Source organism: Aliiroseovarius lamellibrachiae (assembly GCF_018599245.1).
Lineage (GTDB): Bacteria > Pseudomonadota > Alphaproteobacteria > Rhodobacterales > Rhodobacteraceae > Aliiroseovarius > Aliiroseovarius lamellibrachiae.
Map to the genome: position 1 here is coordinate 281,316 of NZ_JAHEVJ010000002.1, position 21,822 is coordinate 303,137.

General features: G+C 57.0%; 17 protein-coding genes. 10 read left to right on the plus strand and 7 right to left on the minus strand.

Annotated features, from left to right (window positions below):
• Window position 1: 1 nt before the first annotated feature.
• The 4 genes from KKW20_RS04815 to KKW20_RS04830 form a co-directional block, all read right to left on the minus strand.
• Window positions 2-1,546, minus strand: a complete 1,545-nt coding sequence (locus KKW20_RS04815) for a monovalent cation/H+ antiporter subunit D (protein ID WP_214566566.1) — start codon at window positions 1,544-1,546, stop codon at window positions 2-4.
• The gene (locus KKW20_RS04820) at window positions 1,543-1,914 is read right to left on the minus strand and encodes a Na+/H+ antiporter subunit C (RefSeq protein WP_214566568.1); all 372 of its coding nucleotides are present in this window, start codon (window positions 1,912-1,914) and stop codon (window positions 1,543-1,545) included. The genes KKW20_RS04815 and KKW20_RS04820 overlap by 4 nt, the downstream gene beginning before the upstream one ends.
• Window positions 1,915-4,776, minus strand: a complete 2,862-nt coding sequence (locus tag KKW20_RS04825; protein WP_214566573.1) for a monovalent cation/H+ antiporter subunit A — start codon at window positions 4,774-4,776, stop codon at window positions 1,915-1,917. It lies immediately after the preceding gene.
• Between the two features lie 139 nt (window positions 4,777-4,915).
• A complete protein-coding gene (locus tag KKW20_RS04830; RefSeq protein WP_214566574.1) occupies window positions 4,916-5,296 on the minus strand; it encodes a carboxymuconolactone decarboxylase family protein in 381 nt (126 codons plus the stop codon).
• Between the two features lie 481 nt (window positions 5,297-5,777).
• Between KKW20_RS04830 and KKW20_RS04835 the strand changes: the two genes are divergently transcribed.
• From KKW20_RS04835 to KKW20_RS04845, 3 genes are read left to right on the plus strand one after another with little or no spacing between them, the layout of a single operon-like run.
• Window positions 5,778-6,794, plus strand: a complete 1,017-nt coding sequence (locus tag KKW20_RS04835; RefSeq protein WP_214566575.1) for a TRAP transporter substrate-binding protein — start codon at window positions 5,778-5,780, stop codon at window positions 6,792-6,794.
• Window positions 6,794-7,381 (plus strand): TRAP transporter small permease subunit, encoded by a 588-nt coding sequence (locus KKW20_RS04840; protein WP_214566576.1) that lies wholly within the window; start codon window positions 6,794-6,796, stop codon window positions 7,379-7,381. The genes KKW20_RS04835 and KKW20_RS04840 overlap by 1 nt, the downstream gene beginning before the upstream one ends.
• 44 nt (window positions 7,382-7,425) lie before the next feature.
• A complete protein-coding gene (locus tag KKW20_RS04845) occupies window positions 7,426-8,739 on the plus strand; it encodes a TRAP transporter large permease (protein ID WP_214566578.1) in 1,314 nt (437 codons plus the stop codon).
• A 213-nt stretch (window positions 8,740-8,952) separates the two neighbouring features.
• On the opposite strand, the gene KKW20_RS04850 is transcribed toward KKW20_RS04845, so the two are convergent.
• Window positions 8,953-10,071, minus strand: coding sequence for a CaiB/BaiF CoA transferase family protein (locus KKW20_RS04850; RefSeq protein WP_214566580.1), 1,119 nt, complete (start codon window positions 10,069-10,071; stop codon window positions 8,953-8,955).
• Between the two features lie 21 nt (window positions 10,072-10,092).
• Complete coding sequence (locus KKW20_RS04855) at window positions 10,093-10,674, minus strand: cupin domain-containing protein (protein WP_214566582.1); 582 nt, start codon at window positions 10,672-10,674, stop codon at window positions 10,093-10,095.
• Between the two features lie 147 nt (window positions 10,675-10,821).
• Here KKW20_RS04855 and gabT point away from each other — a divergent pair, with 147 nt between their 5' ends.
• The 6 genes from gabT to KKW20_RS04885 all read left to right on the plus strand — a co-directional run bounded on the left by gabT (window position 10,822) and on the right by KKW20_RS04885 (window position 20,197).
• On the plus strand, window positions 10,822-12,126 hold the full coding sequence (gene gabT, locus KKW20_RS04860; protein ID WP_214566584.1) for a 4-aminobutyrate--2-oxoglutarate transaminase: 1,305 nt from the start codon (window positions 10,822-10,824) through the stop codon (window positions 12,124-12,126).
• Window positions 12,127-12,138: 12 nt separating this feature from the next.
• The gene (locus KKW20_RS04865; RefSeq protein WP_214566586.1) at window positions 12,139-13,353 is read left to right on the plus strand and encodes an acyl-CoA dehydrogenase; all 1,215 of its coding nucleotides are present in this window, start codon (window positions 12,139-12,141) and stop codon (window positions 13,351-13,353) included.
• Between the two features lie 142 nt (window positions 13,354-13,495).
• Window positions 13,496-14,926 carry an aldehyde dehydrogenase family protein gene (locus tag KKW20_RS04870; protein WP_214566588.1) on the plus strand — a complete coding sequence of 477 codons (1,431 nt, stop codon included), beginning with the start codon at window positions 13,496-13,498 and terminating at the stop codon, window positions 14,924-14,926.
• Window positions 14,927-14,930: 4 nt separating this feature from the next.
• The gene (locus KKW20_RS04875; protein ID WP_214566590.1) at window positions 14,931-15,806 is read left to right on the plus strand and encodes a 3-hydroxybutyryl-CoA dehydrogenase; all 876 of its coding nucleotides are present in this window, start codon (window positions 14,931-14,933) and stop codon (window positions 15,804-15,806) included.
• Window positions 15,807-15,978: 172 nt separating this feature from the next.
• Window positions 15,979-16,995 carry an efflux RND transporter periplasmic adaptor subunit gene (locus tag KKW20_RS04880; protein ID WP_246534452.1) on the plus strand — a complete coding sequence of 339 codons (1,017 nt, stop codon included), beginning with the start codon at window positions 15,979-15,981 and terminating at the stop codon, window positions 16,993-16,995.
• The gene (locus KKW20_RS04885) at window positions 16,988-20,197 is read left to right on the plus strand and encodes an efflux RND transporter permease subunit (protein ID WP_214566592.1); all 3,210 of its coding nucleotides are present in this window, start codon (window positions 16,988-16,990) and stop codon (window positions 20,195-20,197) included. Before KKW20_RS04880 ends, KKW20_RS04885 begins: the two co-directional genes overlap by 8 nt.
• Before the next feature lie 44 nt (window positions 20,198-20,241).
• Here KKW20_RS04885 and KKW20_RS04890 read toward each other — a convergent pair whose 3' ends face one another.
• Window positions 20,242-20,745, minus strand: a complete 504-nt coding sequence (locus KKW20_RS04890; protein WP_214566594.1) for a DUF2478 domain-containing protein — start codon at window positions 20,743-20,745, stop codon at window positions 20,242-20,244.
• A 149-nt stretch (window positions 20,746-20,894) separates the two neighbouring features.
• On the opposite strand from KKW20_RS04890, the gene KKW20_RS04895 reads away from it, so the two are divergent.
• The gene (locus tag KKW20_RS04895; protein WP_214566596.1) at window positions 20,895-21,758 is read left to right on the plus strand and encodes an urea carboxylase-associated family protein; all 864 of its coding nucleotides are present in this window, start codon (window positions 20,895-20,897) and stop codon (window positions 21,756-21,758) included.
• Window positions 21,759-21,822 lie beyond the last annotated feature (64 nt).

The following is a 21,822-nucleotide window of genomic DNA, read 5'->3' on the forward strand; positions in this document are numbered from 1 at the left end:
CTCAATGCGCTCCTTCTGTTTGGTCTGACAGTTTGCCGGGTGTTTCTAAAACTGTCGAAAGATAGCGTTCCGGGGCAAAAAGCTGTTCGGATATAGCGGTGGTGTATTGGGTCGCGGGGCCTGCAAAGACCGTGTGCCCCACCAAAAGCGTGACCAACCCGCCAACTGCGACGTAAGACAGACCTGACGGCGCAGGGCTTGGTTCGGCATTTTCGCCTTGCTCGACGGATTGCGCTTTCCAAAACAAAACGCTGCCGGCGCGGGCAAACCCAACCACGCTGATCAGGCTTGCGATCAGGATCACGGCCCAGATCCACGCCGCATAGGCCGTGTCAAAGGCCGCGTTCAGGATCAACAGCTTGCCGATAAAGCCTGAAAAGGGCGGAAGGCCCGCCATTGCAATGGCCGCCACAAAGAAAAGCGCCGCCGTCAAAGGGGCACCCGAAACGGGCGGTTGGGGTGTCAGGTCAAGATTGTCCCGCCCCGCACGCGCCAAATCTGTGATCAGGAACAAAGCGCCTGCGGCCAGGGTGGAATGGACAATGTAATACAGTGCGGCCGACATGCCCGCTGGCGTGAACAGCGAGATGGACACCATCACCATGCCCATTGATCCGATCACCGCAAAGGCGGCCAATCGGTCCAGCTGTTTGGCGGCGAGGATCCCGACCATGCCAATGGCCAGTGACACCAAGGCGGTCGGCAACAGCCACCACCCATGCAGACCCGCCGTGGCGGCCAGATCTGGTGGGAAGATCAGCGTGTAAACGCGAATGATCGCATACGCGCCAACTTTGGTCATAATCGCAAAGAGGGCCGCGACCGGGGCAGGGGCCTCGGCATAGCTTGAGGGCAGCCAGAAATGCAACGGCACCACGGCGGCTTTCACGGCAAAGACCATCAACAATAACACCGCCGCGATGCGAATGCCCACGGTGGCCGAGGCATCAATCAACTGCACCCGGCCTGCAAGATCAGCCATGTTCAGCGTGCCGGTTTCTGCGTAAATCGCCCCCAGCGCAAACAAAAACAGTGTGGATCCCAATAGATTATAAAGCACATATTGCACACCCGCGCGCAGGCGAACGGTGCCGCCGGTGTGGATCATCAAGCCATAAGATGCGATCAACAGAACCTCAAAAAACACGAAGAGGTTAAAGAGGTCGCCTGTCAGAAACGCGCCCATGATGCCCATCAGCTGGAACTGAAATAAAGCATGGAAATGCCGCCCGCGATTGTCCCAGCCAGAGCCGATTGCGTAGAGCAGGACAAAAAAGGCAAGCGCAGAGGTCAGCAACACCATCAGCGTCGAAAGCCGATCCCCGACCAGCACAATGCCAAAGGGGGCGGCCCAGTCGCTCAGCTGATACAGCGTGACCGTGCCGTCAGAGGCCTGCCAAGACAGACCCGCGGTGATCGCCACAAGGCAAAGCGTCCCAAAGACGGAAATGACCCGCTGAATGGTGATGTGATAGCGCGCCGCCAAGACAATGAAAGGTGCCAGAAACGCCGGAAGCACAATCGGCAGGATGATCCAATGGGTCATTGCGTGCCCTCAGTGTTTAGGTCTGTATTTGGGTCCGCTTCTGGTGTCGCCGCAAGGTCGTCGATGTGATCGTCATCCCCGCCCAGATAAGCCCCAAGCGAGATCATCACAATCACGGCCGTCATCCCAAAGGAAATCACAATTGCGGTCAAAACCAAGGCCTGTGGCAAAGGGTCGGTGTAGTTTGCCGCATTTGACAGAATAGGTGGCGCGCCAACGGTCAACCGCCCAGAGGCAAACAGGAAAATGTTCACCGCATAAGTCAAAAGGGACACCCCCATGATGACCGGAAAGGTGCGCAGGCGCAGCACCAGATACAGGCCAGCTGAGGTCAGGATGCCAATAGCTGAGGCAACAAGAAGTTCCATTTACAGCTCCGCCTTTGGTGTGGTGTCATCGCGTGACGGGTCAATATCCATGGGGTGATCAGCGTCCGGCACATGGGCCCGGCGCGCAAGGCGTGAAAAGCTTTCCAGCGACAGCATGACCGCGCCAACAACGGCGAAAAATACGCCCAAGTCAAACAGGGCTGCTGTGGCCAGTTCAAACTTTTCAAACGGTGGAATGCGTACATAGGTGAAATCAGAGGTCAGGAAGGGTTTGTCAAACAACCACGACCCAACGCCGGTCAATCCCGCGATCAAAACACCCGTGCCAATCACCCCGTGATAAGGATAACTGATCCGCGCAGCCGTCCAGGAAAACCCGCTTGCCATATATTGCATCACCACCGCAATTGAGACGATGAGGCCCGCGATGAAGCCCCCGCCCGGCTCATTGTGACCGCGCCAAAAGACGTAGAAACCGACCATCAGAACCACAGGCATAATCACACGGGTCAGCACAACCATCATCATTGGATGCATAATGCCCGCGCGGGGCTGATCCGGTTTCCGGTTCAAAAGCCGCGCCCTGACCGGGCCTGCCAGCAGGGTTTCGGTTAGGGCAAAGATCAACAGCGCAGCAATGCCAAGCACGATAATCTCGCCATATGTGTCAAACCCCCGGAAATCGACCAGGATCACATTCACGACGTTCTTGCCGCCGCCGCCCTGATAGGCATTGGCAAGATGGAACTCCGAAATACTTGGGGCAATACTGTCGCGCAGAAGATAGTGATAAGACATCGCCATGGTCGCAATCCCGCCCGCCGCCGCAATGGCGCCGTCACGGGTGCGGCGCAACACGCTGCTTTCGATGGGCGTGCGGTTGGGCAGGAAGTTCAGCGCCAGCAACAATAGGATGATGGTCACCACCTCTACCGTCAGCTGGGTCATTGCCAAATCAGGCGCGCTAAAGAACACAAAACTAACCGAGACCACCAGCCCGACAATCCCAATCAGGATAAGGGACAACAGGCGATTGCGGTGCAAAAAGACCAAACCCAAGGTGGCGGTAACCAACATCAGCCAACCGGCAATTTGTACGGGGTTCGCAGGCTGGGGCGCGCGGGTGGCAGGGCCAACAGTGCCGGTGACCCAAGCGTGATAGCCAACCGCCATAACCGTCACGGCCATGATCGCGGCATAGCGGGAAAATGCGCCGTCATGCAGGCGATGAATGATTTGACGTGACAGGGCGACCGAGGCGTTGATCACCGCATCAAAAATGCGTTTTGCTTCGGGTCGGGGCAAAAGATCCCAGAACCGCAAGCTGGGTTTGAAGACAGCCAAAAGCGTCAGGCCACCTGCAACAGCGATGATTGACATGTAAAGCGCGGGCGTCAGGCCGTGCCAGATCTTGAAATGGGCATGGGGCACGTCTGCTGCTGTGCCAAGCACGGACGCGGTCACAAGCTTCACGAAAGGTTCGGCCAGGAACGGTGCGACACCGATGATGACCACCAAAACGACCAGCAAGGCAGGCGGCAACCACAGCCCCGCACCGGGGTCATGCGGGGCCGCGGGATAATCATCGCGTTTTGGCCCCAGAAAGACGTGGCCAATAAGGCGAAAGCTGTACCCGGCAGAGAAAAGCGCGCCAACGGTGGCCAGCGCAGGAACAAGATAAGGCATGCCCCACAGCGTGGTGTGATACGCCTCTTCCAGCATCATTTCTTTGGACAAAAATCCGTTGAGCAGCGGGATGCCAGCCATCGACAAGGCCGCAAGGCTTGCAATGCCAAAGGTCACCGGCATGAGGTGGCGAAGCCCGCCCAAACGGCGAATGTCGCGGGTATGGGTTTCGTGATCAATGATGCCAGCGGACATGAAAAGCGCGGCTTTGAATGTGGCGTGGTTCAGGATGTGAAACACCGCCGCCATCGCGCCAAACGCCGTGCCCGTGCCCAAAAGCATCGTAATCAGCCCCAAATGGCTGACGGTTGAAAACGCCAAAAGCGCCTTGAGGTCGTGTTTGAAAAGGGCAATCACGGCGCCCAGAACCATTGTGATCAGCCCGGCCCCGGTCACAATCACAAACCATTCCGGCGTGCCAGACAACACCGGCCACATGCGCGCCATCAGGAAAATCCCGGCTTTGACCATCGTGGCAGAGTGCAGATAGGCCGACACGGGGGTCGGGGCCGCCATTGCATGTGGCAGCCAGAAGTGAAACGGGAACTGCGCGGATTTGGTGAAACACCCCAGCAGGATCAGCAGCAAGGCCGGCACATAAAGGGGCGACGCTTGGATCAATGCGCGGTTTTCAAGGATAACGCTCAGATCATAACTGCCGACAATCTGACCCAGGATCAGCATCCCCGCAATCATGGCAAGCCCCCCCATCCCGGTCACAGCCAGCGCCATACGCGCGCCTTGCCGCCCTTCGGGAAGGTGCTTCCAATAGCCGATAAGAAGGAAGGATGACAGCGACGTCAGCTCCCAGAAGACCAGTAAAAGCAAGATGTTATCGCTAAGGACAATCCCAACCATCGCGCCTTGGAACAGCAAGAGATAGGTGAAGAACTCGCCCATATTGTCCTCACGCGCGAGGTAAAAGCGCGCATAGGTGATGATCAAAAGGCCAATGCCAAGGATCAGACAGGCGAAAAAGAACCCAAGCCCGTCCAGCATCAAGGTGACGTTTAAGCCGAGAAGTGGGATCCAATTGAATTGCGCAGTGATCAGATCACCCGCAAGCACGGTGGGCAAATTGGTCAAAAGTCCAATCAGCGCGGTTAAGGTGACCATAAAGGTGACACCCGCACAGGCTTGGCGGCCCGCAGAATTCATCAGGCCGGGCAGCAAGGCCCCGAGAAAGGGCAATGCGACGATAAGGAAGAGGGACACGCGAACTCCTGATCAATGGCCAAAAAGGTTTCCCTGTTTTGTGGCAAAATGCGCCGAACCTCAAGGGGAACCGGCGCATCAAAGGGAAGAAAGCGCGTTGTTTTTGTCGTAAGCGTTGGCAGGGGCCTTTGCGCGGGGGCTAAACCTCGTCCAGCACCTTGCGCGCGGCCCGAAAGCATTCCAACGCTTGTGGCACGCCACAGTAAATGCCAATCACATGGATGATTGCGCGGATCTCTTCTTTGGTGACGCCATTGTTGATGGCACCACGGCAGTGCAGCTCCCATTCGTGCATTTTTCCCAATGCGCCAATCATCGACAGGTTCATCATCGACCGGGTCTTGGCGTCAATCACATCGTCGCCCCAGCCAAACCCCCAGCACCATGCGGTCATCGCTTCTTGAAATGGGCGGGTGAACTCGTCTGCGGCGGCAAGGTTCTTTTCAACATATTCCGCGCCAAGCGTTGCCTTGCGTTGCTCCAAGCCTTTCAGAAACAAGTCTTCGTCAAATGTGCTCATGTCTTTTCCTTTGCCATATGAGGGGGGGGGCCGTTTTGGTATAGCGCTGCGCGCGCATCTTGTCCGCCATCATTTGCGGATGTGCTGTGGATATGTGTGCGCCTGTCGCGTCGAAATGGTGCAATCTGCCGCAGTTTAACTTTACGCAGGGGCAGGTAAATGAAAGCGAATCATGGGCGCAAATTGCTGAGTCGGTGAATTTGTGAAGGAAATAGCGATCTAAATTCGCTAAATCTTGTTCGTAACAATTCGAAAGATTTAGACTTAAGTATTTGATATTTAACATGTCAGTAAAAATGGCGCTTACATAATTTGATCAAACCGCTCATTAATTTGCGCAAAATCACCCTGAATGTCGCTTAAAATATTGCGCACCGTCATTTCCTTGATGTAGGAGCGTCCCACACTGTGGCTTCACCCGAGGAGGGGCAGGTCGCCGTGCAACGGAACGAAGTGAGGCCACGCCTCGGGAGGAGATCCTATGACATTCACGACTTTCACACGTCGCGCTGCTTTGGGCGCACTTGCAGGCGCCGCCGCGTTTGCCTCTGTTGCGACCACCGCCACAGCGGACACTGTGCGCCTGCGGTTTCACACCTTCTACGGCACAGAAATCGACCCGATTGCGAAAAAGTTTCGCAAGGCCGTGAAAGACGCCTCAAACGGCACCCTGCGCATTCAATATTTCCGTGGCGGAGAGCTGGTGGCCTCTGATCAATTTGCCGATGCCGTTTCTAAAGGCACCGTCGATATCGTGCATGGCACCGGCGGTTACTGGTCCGGTCAAATCGACGTGGGCAATATCGAAGCGGGCTTGCCCGGCGCATGGGCCAGCGTGGACGAAGCCAAGGCGCTGTTTAACAGCCCCGAAGTGGATGCTTTGTTGAAAGAAGCCTATGCTGAGGCCGGCACTGTTTATCTGGGCAAAGGCTATGGTCATAACTACGACCTTCTGACCAAAGAGCCTGTGACCTCGTTGGCTGATCTGAAGACCCGCAAAATCCGTGCGACATCCAATGTGGCAAAAGTCCTGTCCGCCTTTGACATTCCAACCGTGTATCTGCCCGCGCAAGAGCTTTACATCGGCATGTCGACCGGCGTGATTGACGGCGCGATCTATGGTGGCCCGGTGGAATATGAGCAACTGAAGCTGCATGAAACCGCGCAAAACTATACCTTCATGAACATGCTGATGCCCGGTTGGACAGAAACCTTCCTTGCCAACCCTGCGGCTTGGAACAAGCTGTCGGATGAGCATAAAGCCATTTTGAAAACCGCCATCGCGCAGTTCGCAGACGACATTCACCAGTGGCTGGCTGACGGCAACGCTGGTGTGGCCGAGGGCACTTTTACATATGCAACATTGCCAGCCGCGGATTCAAAAGCACTGACAGCCGCCGCCCAAGGTGTGTGGCAAGAAGAGGCGGCCCGCAGCCCGCGCAACCAGAAATTCATTGATCTTCTGGTCGCCAATGCAAAGGCTCAAGGGCGCCTGTAATGGGATTGGTGACAAGATATCTTGTCATTCAAGATGGTCTGTCCGAGCTTGTCGGGCGGACCATTTCTTGGTTGACGCTTGCGATGATCGCCGTGCTGATGCTGGAAATTATCGCGCGCTATTTCTTGAACGCGCCAACGACCTGGGCCCATGAGCTATCCACCATGCTCTATGGTGGTTTTTGCATTATGGCCGGGGCCTTTACCCTGCGCCACCGGGGCCATGTGCGGTCCGAAGTGATCTGGGGCATGTTGGGCACGCGCGCGCGCGCCACCTGTGACGTGATTATTTTCGCGATCGGCCTTGTGGTGATGGGGATCTTTTTCAAGATGTCCCTCGACTTTGCCGCCGAAAGCTGGGCGGTGCGGGAATATTCCAACAAATCTGTCTGGCAACCGGCGCTTTACCCAATCAAGTCGGTCATTCCGCTCGCGGTGGGGCTGGTCTGGTTGCAAAACCTGGCCGAGCTTGTCCGGGCGACGCTGACCATGTTGGGTATCGAATTCCACGATCCTCGTGAACACGAAGACACGTCGGCAACCGATCCAGAATACATGCCCGACGCGGATAGCAACGACACAGAATAATACTGAAACGGCAAGGCAGCTGTCCTTGTCAGGGAGGGAAGACTATGGCGGAGCTTGATCCCCTTACGATCACTGCGATCATGTTTCTATCAATGCTGGGGCTTATGGCGCTGGGCGCGCCTCTGGCTTGGGCATTGACCTTTTGCGGCGTTGGCAGCGCCTTTATGATTTACGGCGATGGCGGCTTGGATCTGTTGATCTCGTCGACCTTCTCGGCGATGGATAACTTTCTGTTGGTGGCCTTGCCGATGTTCATCTTTATGGGGCTGGTGCTGCAACGCTCTGGCATCACCGATGACCTGTTTGAGATGATCCACAAGCTGATGGGGCGTCTGCCCGGTGGGCTTGGTATTGGCACGGTGATTATCTGTGCGTTGATTGCCGCGATGGCGGGTGTGTCGGGTGCGGCGACCGTGTCGCTTGGCATTATCGCGCTGCCCGCAATGCTGAAACGCGGCTATGATCCCAAGCTGGTCACCGGCACAATCATGGCCGGCGGCGCGCTAGGCTTTTTGATCCCGCCGTCCGTTCTGATGATCATCTATGCGTTTTTGTCGCGTGACAGTGTGGGTAAGCTTTTTGCCGCAGGGCTGATGCCAGGGCTGATGCTGGCGGCGATCTACATCATCTATATTCTCGTGCGCTGTCGCCTGAACCCCGCGATGGGCCCCCCCGCGCGGGAGCAATTTACCGCGCGCGAAAAAATCGGATCTTTGCGTTTTCTCATCGCGCCGGGTCTGCTGATTTTCACGGTTCTGGGCTGCATCATCGGTGGGGTGACCTCGCCGTCAGAAGCGTCCGCCATTGGTGCATTTGGTGCGCTGGTGATCGCGGGCATTCAGCGGCGCCTGAGCTGGGATATGATGCGTTATGTGATGCTGACCACCACCAAATTGATGGGCATGTTGATGTGGATCACCATCGCCGCTGTGTTCTTTTCCAAGATCTATGTGGGGCTGGGCGCAGGGCAGATTGTTGGCGAGTTGATTGAAGATTTTGACCTGTCGCCGATGTGGGTGATCATCGCCATGCTGGCCACCTATTTTGTGCTTGGCATGTTTCTGGATGACTTTGCGATTGTGTTTATCACCGTGCCTCTGTTTGTGCCGATCGTGCGCGATCTGGGTTTTGATACCACTTGGTTTGCGGTCTTGTTTATCTTGTCGATGCAGTCGGCTTATTTGACGCCGCCCTTTGGGTATAACCTCTTTTACATGAGATCCGTGGCCCCGCCCGAGATCACAATCGGCGATATCTATAAGGCGGCCATCCCCTTTGTGATCTTGCAAATCCTTGGGTTGGCGCTGGTCGTGGCGTTCCCACAAATCGCTTTGTGGCTGCCGAACCTGTTGTTCTGAGGTCAAAGAATAGGCGCCGCCTTCGGGCGGCGTTTATACCTGTCGTTTAACGACACTCCCAGACTTGGCCGCCCTTTGGGGCGGCCTTTTTTCTTGTGTTGGAGCAGTTGGGTGAGATTTCGTAGAAAACTAGAAAACTAGAAAACTAGAAAACTAGAAAACTAGAAAACTAGAAAACTAGAAAACTAGTTTTCTAGTTTTCCCGTGGTTTCATCAGTGGCTCACGCGTGTTTGGGTAAGGACGGGCGCGGATTTATCCAACGCCAATTCCGCATCGGAAAAGACCCATGGCCCCCGAACACCCTTCACGCCCTCCGGTGCGATCTCCATGCCGCGATGTTTCAGCTGTGCATCCGAAAACGCCTCACCAACCGAATTGATCGGCCCGGCGGGTACGGTCGCCGCTTCTAGCGCCGAAAGCAGTGCGTCTTTCTCCCACTTCCCAGTCTCGGCTTCGATCTCCGCCGTCAAAGTGTCGCGGTTTTTAACCCGCAACTGGTTGGTGGCAAATTCTGCATTGTCCCGCAGATCTTCCCGACCAATCACATCGCAAAAGCGCTGAAATTGCCCGTCATTGCCCACGGCCAGAATGAAATGCCCATCCGCGGTCGGCAGCACCTGGTAGGGTGCGATGTTGGGATGCGCATTGCCGCGCCGCTCGGGGCTTTCACCGGTTGCCAAAAAGTTCATCGCCTGATTGGCGAGCATGGCCGTCGCGCAATCCAAAAGGCTCATGTCGATATGCTGGCCCAACCCGGTGCGATGACGCTGTTCAACGGCGGCTAAAATCCCGATGGTGCCATAAAGCCCGGTGACCACATCCGTGACGGCGACCCCCACTTTTTGCGGCTGACGATCCGGCTCGCCGGTGATCGACATCAGACCCGACATCCCTTGCAACAGAAAATCATACCCGGCGCGCTTCGCATAAGGCCCGTCTTGGCCAAACCCTGTGATCGAGCAATAGATCAGGCGTGGGTTCAGGGCCTTCAAACTGTCGTAATCCAGCCCGTATTTCGCAAGCCCGCCAACCTTGAAGTTTTCAATCAGAATATCCGCATCCTTGATCAGCTCGCGCACCTGCGCCTGACCTTCTTCGGTGCGAAAATCGCTGGTCACACAGGTCTTCCCCCGATTCGCAGCATAGTAATAGGCGGCGGTTTTATCGCCATCCCGCTCGATGAACGGAGGGCCCCATTTCCGTGTATCATCCCCACTTGGGCTTTCCACCTTGATCACCTCTGCGCCTAGATCGGCAAGCGATTGGCCTATCCAAGGCCCGGCAAGAATGCGAGCAAGTTCAACGACTTTCAGTCCGTGCAAAGGGGTCATACTACTTCCTAAAGTTGGGCCTTACAGGTAAGGCGGCGTGCAGGCAGAGATCACCTTGCACACCCGGTCAGACATATTTCGGAACCGATGCGGGTCGCGGGAATTGAACAAATAGGCGTCCCCCGCCTTCAGCACGCGGGTCTCAGGACCCACCGTGATTTCCAATTCCCCTTCGATCACAATGCCGCCTTCATTGGCATCATGTTCGATCATGGAATCCCCCGTATCAGCCCCCGGTTCATAACGTTCATGCAGGATTTGCAGGCCATGCAGTTTCGCATCGCCCACCTGCTTGATGGTGATCTTTCGCGCGGCCGCCTCATTGTCCTGATATAAAAGCGAGGTGAGGTCGCGCAGCTCCGCCGGTGTGAAAAAACTCTGAGATGTCGCCGGCGCGTCAGGCTCAAAGAACTCAGACATAGAAATCCCAAAACCGCCCAGAATTTTGCGCAAACTCGCGACAGAGGGGCTCGATCTGTTGGTTTCAATCATCGAAATCTGCCCGTGCGGCACATTTGCAGATTCGGCCAACTGCCTCTGAGACATGTTAAATTGCTGTCTCAGCTGCTTTAGGCGTGTGCCAACGTCAAAATCATCCACCATGGATCGGTCCCTCTCATCGCTTTTGCCCAGTTTGGGTGATTCAGCGAAGTTTGTCCAACTTACCTCTAGCAATGCTCAAATAATTGAGCAATACAGGTTTCGAGAATCAATGAATATGTGTAGTGAATTCCCAGCGGAGGAACCGACGTGAGCAACACACAAGACCTAAAAACACGCCGCGAGGCCGCCATCGCAAGTGGCGTGGCCACCCGTGGCATCTATGCGGCGCGCGCAGAAAATGCAGAATTGTGGGACGTTGATGGCAAGCGCTATATCGACTTTGCCGCGGGCATTGCCGTGAACAACACCGGCCACCGTCACCCCAAGTTGATGGAGGCCGTGGCCAAGCAATCCGAAGCCTTCACCCACACCTGTTTTCACGTCGCCCCCTATGAAAGCTATGTCACATTGGCCGAGCGTCTGAACACCTCGACCCCAGGTGATTTTGCCAAGAAAACAATGCTTGTGACCACCGGCGCTGAGGCCGTTGAAAACGCTGTCAAAATGGCGCGTGCCTTTACGGGCCGTTCTGGCGTGATTGCGTTTTCCGGCGCCTTTCACGGCCGCACCCTGATGGGCATGGCGCTTTGTGGCAAGGTCACGCCTTACAAAAAGGCCTTTGGTGCGATGCCACCAGAAGTGCTGCATGCGCCGTTCCCAAATGAATTCCACGGCGTCACCGTGGAACAATCGTTGGCCGTGCTTGAGAATATGTTGCGCAGCTCAATCGACCCGGAACGCGTGGCGGCCATTATCATCGAACCCGTGCAGGGCGAAGGTGGCTTCAACGTCGCCCAGCCCGAATTCCTGCGCGCCTTGCGCAAGATTTGTGACACCCATGGCATTATGCTGATCGCAGATGAAGTTCAGGCCGGGATCGCCCGGACGGGCAAGCTTTTCGCGTTTGAACATTCTGGTGTGGCCGCCGACCTGGTGGTCATGGCAAAAGGACTGGCCGGTGGCTTTCCGCTCTCAGCCGTAACCGGCCGGGCTGAGGTTGTCGATGCTGCCCCTGTGGGTGGCATCGGCGGCACCTATGCGGGCAACCCCTTGGCGGTGGCCGCGGCCAACGCTGTCTTTGAGGTGATCGAAGAAGAAGACCTGTGCAACCGCGCCAATGACGTGGGTGACGCGATCACCGCGCGCTTGAATGAACTGGCCAACCGTCAGGGCATGGAAGCGATCGGCGACGTGCGTGGCCTTGGTGCTATGGTGGCGTTCGAATTGGTCGCGGACCGTGAAACCAACGCGCCCAATGCCGCCCTTGCCCAAGCCATCGTGGCCGAAGCCGAGACGCGCGGGCTGATCATTCTGCCCTGTGGCACCTACGGCAACGCCGTGCGCCTGCTGCCGCCGCTGACTGTTCCGATGGAACAAGTGTCCGAGGCGATGGACATCATCGAAGCCTCTATCGAGGCCGCAATCAAATCAACCGCCACTGCGGCGGAATAAGGAGTTAGAGAGATGGCGAAAGATCTTTCCCCCCAATCGCGCCCCGAATTGTCCGGCTTTGCCTGGGATGATGCGTTCTTGATGGAGGACCAGCTTTTGGAAGACGAGCGCATGATCCGCGATGCGGCGCGCGCTTATGCTGAGGATAAGTTGCAGCCGCGCGTGACGGACGCCTTTGCACGCGAAGAAACCGACCCGGAGATTTTCCGCGAGATGGGCGAAATGGGCCTGTTGGGCACCACCATTCCCGAGGCGTATGGCGGCATTGGCGCGTCCTATGTCACCTATGGTTTGGTCGCGCGCGAAGTGGAGCGGGTGGACAGCGGGTACCGGTCAATGATGTCGGTGCAATCGTCACTGGTGATGTACCCGATTTACGCTTACGGCACGGAAGAACAACGGAAAAAATACCTGCCCAAACTGGCATCTGGCGCGTTTATCGGCTGTTTTGGCCTGACCGAACCCGACGCAGGGTCCGATCCTGGCGGCATGAAAACCACCGCGAAAAAAGTGGACGGTGGCTATGTTTTGAACGGGTCGAAAATGTGGATTTCCAACGCGCCGATTGCCGATGTGTTTGTGGTCTGGGCGAAATCTGACGCCCACGACGGCAAGATCAAAGGCTTTGTTTTGGACAAGGGCACCAAGGGGCTCAGCGCGCCAAAAATCGAGGGCAAACAGTCGTTGCGCGCCTCAATCACCGGCGAAATTGTGATGAAAGATGTGGAAGTTGGCGAGGATGCTTTGCTGCCGGATGTGTCTGGTTTGAAGGGCCCGTTTGGCTGTCTGAACCGCGCACGTTACGGCATTGCCTGGGGCGCGATGGGCGCGGCCGAGGCGTGCTGGCATGCGGCCCGTCAGTATGGTCTGGACCGCAAACAATTCGGTAAACCATTGGCACAAATGCAACTTTTCCAGTTGAAGCTGGCAAATATGCAAACCGAGATCAGCCTGGGCCTGCAAGCCGCCCTGCGCGTTGGCCGCCTGATGGACGAGGCAAAAGCAGCGCCCGAAATGGTCAGCCTGATCAAGCGCAACAACTGTGGCAAGGCGCTGGAAATCGCCCGTCATGCGCGTGATATGCACGGCGGCAACGGGATTTCTCAGGATTTCGGCGTGATCCGCCATATGGTCAACCTTGAAACCGTGAACACCTATGAAGGCACCCACGATGTACACGCCCTGATCTTGGGCCGTGCGCAAACCGGGTTGCAGGCGTTTTATTAAGCGCAAGATGGGTCTGCTGCGCCGTCGGCGGACCCAATTGACACACCGCCTTTCCTTCCTCTTGAGGGGCGGTCTGAGGAAAGCCGTCTAACACTCCCCTGGCTTTCCTCACCTTCTTTTTCCTAAACCACATGAGATCAAGATGAAGCAGAACCTGATTGCCGGTGACTGGATGGATGGCGAAAATGCCGCCGAGAACCTTAACCCCGCGGACCTGTCCGATGTGATTGGCGCCTATGCGCATGCCAGCGTTGATCAGGTGAATGATGCGGTGGCGGCAGCGCGCGCGGCTTTGCCGAAATGGGCGATGGCCTCGCCGCAAGTGCGCGCTGATCTGCTGGAAGCGGTGGCAGCGGAGCTTTTCGCCCGCAAAGACGAAATTGGCACCGTTTTAGCGCGCGAAGAAGGCAAGACCTTGGCGGAAGCCATTGGCGAAACCGCCCGCGCCGCACAAGTGTTTCGCTTTTTCGCGGGGGAAGCCATTCGGGTCGCGGGCGACGCCATTGCTTCGGTCCGTCCGGATGTGGACGTGGATGTGGTGCGCGAACCGGTGGGTGTTGTGGGGTTGATCACGCCGTGGAACTTCCCCATCGCGATCCCCGCGTGGAAAATCGCACCGGCTTTGGCCTACGGTAATACGGTGGTGTTTAAGCCTGCTGATCTGACGCCCGGATCGGCGCATATTCTGGCCGAGATCCTGCACAAGGCAGGCGTGCCTGCTGGGGTGTTTAACCTTGTGATGGGGCGTGGATCTGTGGTTGGGCAAACCATTGTGGATCACCCGCATGTGGACGCGGTGTCCTTTACCGGGTCGGTTCCCGTGGGGCGCGCCATGGCTGTGCATGCCGCCAAAGGTATGAAAAAGCTACAGATGGAAATGGGCGGTAAAAATCCCATGGTCATCATGGATGACGCGGATCTGGATATCGCGGTGCCAACGGTGCTGAATGGTGCGTTCTTCTCAACCGGGCAACGCTGTACGGCGTCGAGCCGGATCATCGTTCAGGCGGGCATTCACGACGCGTTTGTGGACCGTTTGGCGACAGAAATGCTGGCCCTGAACATCGGTAATCCACTGGACGCCAAGACCCAAATCGGCCCGGTCGTGTCAGAGAACCAAATCCAGGGAAACCTTGGCTATGTGGACCTTGCGCGCAGCGAGGGGGCTGAGGTCATCGGTGGTGAACGCCTGAACCGTGACACCGAAGGGTTCTATCAGGCGCCCGCCATGTTCCTTGGTGCCACCAACGACATGCGTTCCAGCCGCGAAGAGATTTTTGGCCCCTGTGCCTCGATCATCAAAGTTGCGGATTTTGACGAGGCGCTGGCCACGGCGAATGACACCGAATTTGGCCTGTCGTCCGGCATCTGCACATCGTCGCTGAAATTCGCGCGCGAGTTCAAAAAACGCTCTCAGGCGGGCATGGTCATGGTTAATTTGCCCACAGCGGGCGTGGATTATCATGTTCCGTTTGGCGGGCGCAAAGGTTCCAGCTATGGTTCGCGCGAACAAGGGCGCTATGCGGCGGAATTCTATACCATTGTGAAAACCGCCTATAGCTTTGCAGGATGATGATATGACGTTGAAAACGGTTGGTGTGATTGGGGCAGGGCAGATGGGCAACGGGATTGCCCATGTGTTTGCAACCTCTGGCTATGATGTTCTTTTGAATGATATTTCCACGGATGCGCTGGCCGCGGCGGTGGCGAAAATTGAAAAGAACACTGCGCGTCAGGTCGATAAAGGCGCGATGAGCGCGGATGACCGCGACGCCGCCCTGTCGCGCATCCGCACCACCGCTGAATTGGGCGAGCTGGGCGGCACTGATCTGGTGATCGAGGCCGCCACAGAACGCGAAGAGATCAAGGATAAGATTTTTGCCGGTTTGGCACCTTCATTGGGCGAAAACACCATCCTAACCACCAACACCTCGTCGCTGTCCATCACCCGTTTGGCGGCGAAAACCGACCGTCCTGAGCGCTTTATGGGGTTTCATTTTATGAACCCGGTGCCGGTGATGAAACTGGTCGAACTTATCCGCGGCATTGCCACCTCTGAAGAGACCTATCAGACCTTGTTGGGGGTGGTGGAGCGTCTGGATAAAACCGCCGCAAGTGCAGAGGATTATCCCGGCTTTATCGTGAACCGGATCCTGATTCCGATGATCAACGAGGCCTGTTATGCGCTTTACGAAGGCGTCGGGTCAGTGGCGTCAATTGATGCATCAATGAGGCTGGGCGCGAACCACCCGATGGGGCCGCTTGAGCTGGGCGATTTCATTGGTCTTGATACCTGTCTGGCGATCATGAACGTGCTTCATGACGGGATGTCGGACACAAAATATCGGCCCTGTCCGCTGCTTGTAAAATATGTCGAGGCAGGATGGGTCGGGCGCAAAGCGGGTCGTGGATTTTACGACTATCGCGGCGAGACCCCGGTTCCCACGCGCTAGGCCAATTTGCTTCGAAATCAAAATCACCCGCATCAGCCCAGTCTGGTGCGGGTTTTCTTATGCTTGATCAAAGAAATTTGGTATACTTTGTTGGATAGTTGCCCTGTGGGCTTGATTAATATTCAAAAAGATGCATATGAGACTCTGTCCACCTGACCAAAAGGAACCCACCATGCTGCGCACCCTGTTTATCTCGCTGCCGTTTCTGGCCCTGCCAGTCTTGTCACCGGCACTGACTATGGCCGAGATGGCCCATACGGTTGAGCCGGTGATGCTGACCGAATGGAAAGCCGTCTTTGGCAAGGTGGAAACCCGTGACCTCGTGCCTGCGCGCACGCGGATTGGTGGCACATTGATTGAGGTTTTAGTGGCCGAAGGTGATCAGGTGCGCGAAGGTCAGCGGCTTGGTACGGTGAATGACGAGAAACTGGCGCTGCGCCTCACAGCGGTTGACGCCACTTTGGTCTCGTTAAATGCTCAGTTAAGCAACGCCGAGGCCGAGCTGAAGCGCGGTGAAAGCCTGGTGGAACGCGGTGTGGCCACAGCCCAGCGGTTGGACGCGCTGCGCACACAGGTGGATGTGGTCAAAGGCCAGATTGAAGCCACCAAAGCTGAACGGTCCGTTATTGAACAACAAGGGGTCGAAGGCGCCGTGCTGGCCCCGATCGCAGGCCGTGTGCTGAATGTGCCACTGACCAAAGGTGCGGTGGTGATGCCGGGCGAGGCCGTGGCAATGATCGGCGGCGGCGGCGTGTTTCTACGCCTCGCCGTACCCGAACGCCACGCGGACATTTTGTCTGAAGGCGCTGAAATTCAAATTGGCGGCGACGGGGACACGCAAACCGGTCGCTTGGCAAAGCTGTATCCGCAAATCGAAAATGGTCGCGTAATTGCGGATGTTGACGTGCCCAATATGGATGCGCGCTTTGTAAACGCCCGTGTGCCGGTGCGCTTGCCGGTTGGTCACTCCGAAGGGTTGGTGGTGCCGGAAGCGGCGGTTGTGACCCGGATGGGGCTCGATTTTGTGACCATCAAAGGCGATGGCGCCGAAGCGGTGGAGCGCACGGTCGTCGTTGGTGAACGCCATCTCATTGGCGGCACGCCTATGGTCGAGATTCTGACGGGTTTGTCATCTGGTGACGTGGTGATCGACCCCATTCAACCCGTGAAAGGGGCAGGGCATGAGTGACCAAAACCTTCCCAAAAAGGGTCCGCTTGGCCTTGCCGGCACCCTGACCAAAAGCTTCATCCAATCCGCATTGACCCCGTTGATGATCCTTGCCGCTTTGGCGGTCGGGTTGGTCGCCTTGGGCAGCTTGCCGCGTGAAGAGGAACCACAAATCTCGGTTCCTTTGGTTGATATCCACATCCAAGCGCCTGGTCTGAAAGCGGGGGACGCGATGAAATTGGTGTCGGAGCCGATGGAGACCATCGTCAAAGGCATCGCTGGCGTTGAACATGTCTATTCCTCGACCCGAGATGATTACGCCATGGTCACGGCGCGCTTTTTGGTGGGCACCTCGTCGGATGCCGCCGTGTTGCGCGTGCATGACAAGGTGAACGCCAACCTCGACCGGATCCCGGTGGGCATCCAACAACCGCTGATCGTTGGGCGCGGGATTGATGATGTTGCGATTGTCTCGCTGACGCTCACCTCCAATGCCCAATCCAGTGACGTGACCGCCAATGACATCACCCGTGTGGCGCGCGAATTACAGGTCGAGATGTCCAAAATTCAAGACGTTGGCCTGACCTATCTGGTGGGGGACAGCAATGAGGCAATCCGCATTGCACCCAACCCAGAAAAATTGGCCCTTTATGGCATTACATTACAGCAGCTAACCGGCAAGGTTGAGGCCGCAAATCGTGCGTTTTCCACCGGGCTTGTGCGGGATCAGGGCGAACAAATCGCGCTGGTGGCGGGCAAAACCCTACGCGCCCCGGCTGACGTCGCCAACCTGCTTTTGACGGCGCGCGACGGGCGTGCTGTCTATGTGCGCGACGTGGCGGATGTGCGTTTCGTGGCTGATACCTCGCAAAGCATTGTCAGCCACATCTCGCGGGATGAACACGGGCTGCACCGCACCCCCGCGGTCACATTGGCGATTGCCAAACGCGCCGGGGCCAATGCGGTGGTTGTCGCCGAAGAGGTGCTGCATAAAGTGAGTACATTGCAAGGCAGTTTGATCCCCGCCAGCATTGATGTCTCGGTCACGCGAGATTACGGCGAGACGGCGGATGAAAAAGCCAATGAGCTGTTGTTTCACCTTGGTCTAGCCACCGTGTCCATCGTCGGCTTGGTGCTGCTTGCGATTGGCTGGCGTGAAAGCATCGTGGTTGCGGTGGTCATTCCGGTGACCATCCTGCTCACGCTCTTTTCCGCGTGGATCATGGGCTATACGCTTAACCGGGTGTCCCTGTTTGCGTTGATTTTCTCGATCGGGATCTTGGTGGATGACGCAATTGTGGTCATTGAAAATATCGCCCGCCACTGGGCCATGAAAGATAAAGCCGACCGTGTGACCAAAGCGGTGCGCGCGGTGGCCGAGGTGGGCAACCCAACCATTGTTGCAACCCTCACAGTGGTCGCCGCCCTTTTGCCGATGCTTTTCGTGTCCGGCCTGATGGGGCCCTATATGTCACCCATCCCGGCCAATGCCTCGGCTGCGATGATCTTTTCATTCTTCGTGGCGGTGATCATTACCCCTTGGCTGATGATCAAAATCGCGGGCAACGCGCCGCTGCATGATCATTCGCACGAGGCGACCCCCGGCGGCCGTCTTGGCGCGATCTATGCCGTCGTGGCGCGTCCCGTTCTGAAAACCAAAGCCCGCAGTCTTGGCTTTTTGATCATCGCCATTGTGCTCAGCTTTGGGTCCCTCGGTCTGCTGTACACCAAAGACGTGACCGTCAAGCTTCTGCCGTTTGATAATAAATCAGAACTGTCGGTGGTGATTGACCTGCCCGAAGGCGCGTCAGTTGAAGCGACAGATGCGGTGGCACAAGCTGTGGCGCGTGAGGTGATGGAACTGCCCGAGGTGATCTCGGTCGAAACCCACGCTGGCGCCGCAAGTCCTTTCAATTTCAACGGTTTGGTGCGTCATTACTATTTGCGTGAAGAACCGCAGATGGGCGAAGTGGCCATCCTGCTGACGCCAAAATCAGACCGTGACAGACCAAGCCACGATCTGGCGCTTGAGATCCGCGATCGGATCTCCAAGCTGGATGTGCCGGTGGGAACCAATATGAAAACCGTCGAGCCGCCCCCCGGCCCGCCGGTGATCGCAACGCTTCTGGCCGAGGTGTACGGCCCCACCGCTGAGGCGCGTCGCAAAGCCGCCACAAAAATCCGCGCGGCTTTTGAAAGCGTGCCTTACGTGGTGGATGTGGACGACAGCTTCGGCACCCAACCGCGTAAACTCCGCGCTGAAATTTCGTCGGATCAGTTGGAGTTCCACGGCGTTGAAGAAGGCGACGTGTTCCAGACTTTGGCGATGCTCAATGGGGCGTCAACCGTTGGCTACAGCCACCGCGGCGAAGGGCGCAGCCCGATCCCGATCATGATTGAGCGCAATAAATCCGACCGTGTGGTGGATGAACGCTTTCTGTCCACCCCGATCCCCGCCAACACCCTTCCTGGTGCGCGCGGTGTGGTGGAATTGGGTGATGTGATCACCGTGTCCGAGGAGCGTGCGAGCTATCCAATTTTCCGTCACAATGGTCGCAGCGCCGAGATGGTGCAGGCCGAGTTGGCCGGTGCCTTTGAGGCCCCTTTATACGGCATGCTCGCCGTGGCAGATGCGCTCGATCAGATGGAATGGGAAGAGGGCACCAAACCGGTGATTCGTATGAACGGACAGCCCGAAGACGAAAGCGTGATCACCCTGTTGTGGGATGGCGAGTGGGAGGTCACATGGGTCACTTTCCGCGATATGGGCGCGGCGTTTGCGGTCGCCCTGTTGGGCATCTACATCCTTGTGGTGGCGCAATTTGGGTCGTTTAAATTGCCGCTGGTGATCCTGACCCCAATCCCGCTGACGTTCCTTGGGATTATGATTGGGCATTGGATTTTCGCCGCCCCCTTTAGTGCAACCTCGATGATTGGATTTATCGCTCTGGCCGGGATCATTGTACGCAATTCAATCCTGTTGGTGGATTTCATCCGCCACGCGGATCCGACACAGGATAAGACAGAGATCTTACTCGAGGCAGGGGCCATTCGGTTCAAACCCATCCTGCTGACAGCGATTGCTGCGATGATTGGTGCCGTGGTGATCTTGGCGGATCCGATCTTTCAGGGGCTGGCGATTTCGCTTTTGTTTGGGCTTCTCAGCTCAACCTTGCTGACGGTATTGGTGATTCCGGCGATCTACAAAGTGTTCCGCACGTAAGGAAAAAACCAAAGGGTGCCCCGCGGGGCGCCCTTTGTAACAGGTTACTTTCCGGTTGCCTCAGCAGCCCACGCCAATATCGCATCGGTGTTTGGGGCCAGTTCCTCAGCCTCCCCCACAAACGCGCGAAAGGCCTCAACCGTGGCGCCACTTACGCCAATGATGGCGGGGATGTCGCGGGCCAAAGCTTCACCCACAGCATTGCGAAACCCGCGCCCTTCGGCCTCTTGCTTGCCAAATTTATTCACAATCAACAGATCCGCGCCTTCCGTCAGACGCGCTTCGGTTGCCGCCACCGAGGTTTCCAGCGCCTCAGGGTTCAATTTGCATCCCTGCGATCCTGCCCCCAGAAACTGGCTGATGCGAATTTTGGGCCCGTCCGGCAGGACCAGCACATCCATGTCACAATGAAACTCTTCCGCGCGTTCGGTGTCCAATTGCACGGTCCCCGCAAGTGCGACACCGCGCGCCTTTAATGCCTCCGCCACACCGGCGAGCAATTGATTGGTTTCGCCGCGTCCCGGCGCAATGACATAAGCAAGTTTCATGGTCTCTCTCCGTTCCAACCCAAGTGGCAGTGGACGGGGCGAAAGTCAATTCACGGCTGCGCCAGCAAAAGGCGAGCGGACCTGCGACAGACGACTTGATCTTGTGTCAGCAGCGTGACCAGATGACGTCTGAGGAAAAGGAGAATGCGATGAAGCCAGATCAGCCCCAATTTGCCCCGCCACAAGACGCGGGTGAACGCAAAGCCATTGCGCCAGTGATTTGCTATCCGGTGGACAGTCTCACCCCGGCGCCCATGGCGTTGTATCAGGCGGCGCGCGTCGGTGCGAACAAGGTTGATGAAGTTCTGGTGCCGCCGCGTGATGCGCGATGTTTCACCGTTCCCAAAGGGCATTTCTTTCGCATTTCCTCCGTCCAGGGATCGCAAGTTGGCGATCTTAACCTGTGGAACGCCGATGATCTAAGCGAGCGGTTTTATTCAGGCAAAACCCGCGCCTTGCACGGCACGCATCTGTCAACGGGGGATCGTCTTTGGTCAAGTTTTCCAGCTATGCGCCCCTTGGCCACAATTGTCACAGACACGCTGGATTGGTACGGGTTTGATGATTTTGGCGGCGGGGTTCACGATGTGATCGGCACACGCTGTGATCCCTATACGGGCAATCTGCTGTCAGGCGGACAGTATCATCAGTGCTGTCATTCCAACCTCACCCGCGCACTGGCCGACCATCTGAAAGTCCCCTTGGCTGAGGCCGAACCCTTTGTGCATGACGTGCTAAATATCTTCATGTGCACCGGGTTTACCCGCGACACCGGCCAGTATTTCATGAAAGCCAGCCCCGTGCGCCCCGGTGACTATCTTGAGTTTTTTGCCGAGGTTCCCTTGCTCGGCGGATTGTCAGCCTGCCCGGGCGGGGATTGCTCCTCAGAGCACAGCTCGGATGAAGCGGCGTGTTATCCCCTTCTGGTCGAGGTCTTCGCGCCAGACCCCAGCGCACTTGAGGATTGGAGCGCGCCCGCAGTGAATGGCTATGACAAAACCCACGGGCGCTGACACCCTCTTCCTCTTTCTTCAAATATCCTGGGGTGAGCGGCGTGCCGCGAGGGGCAACGCCCCT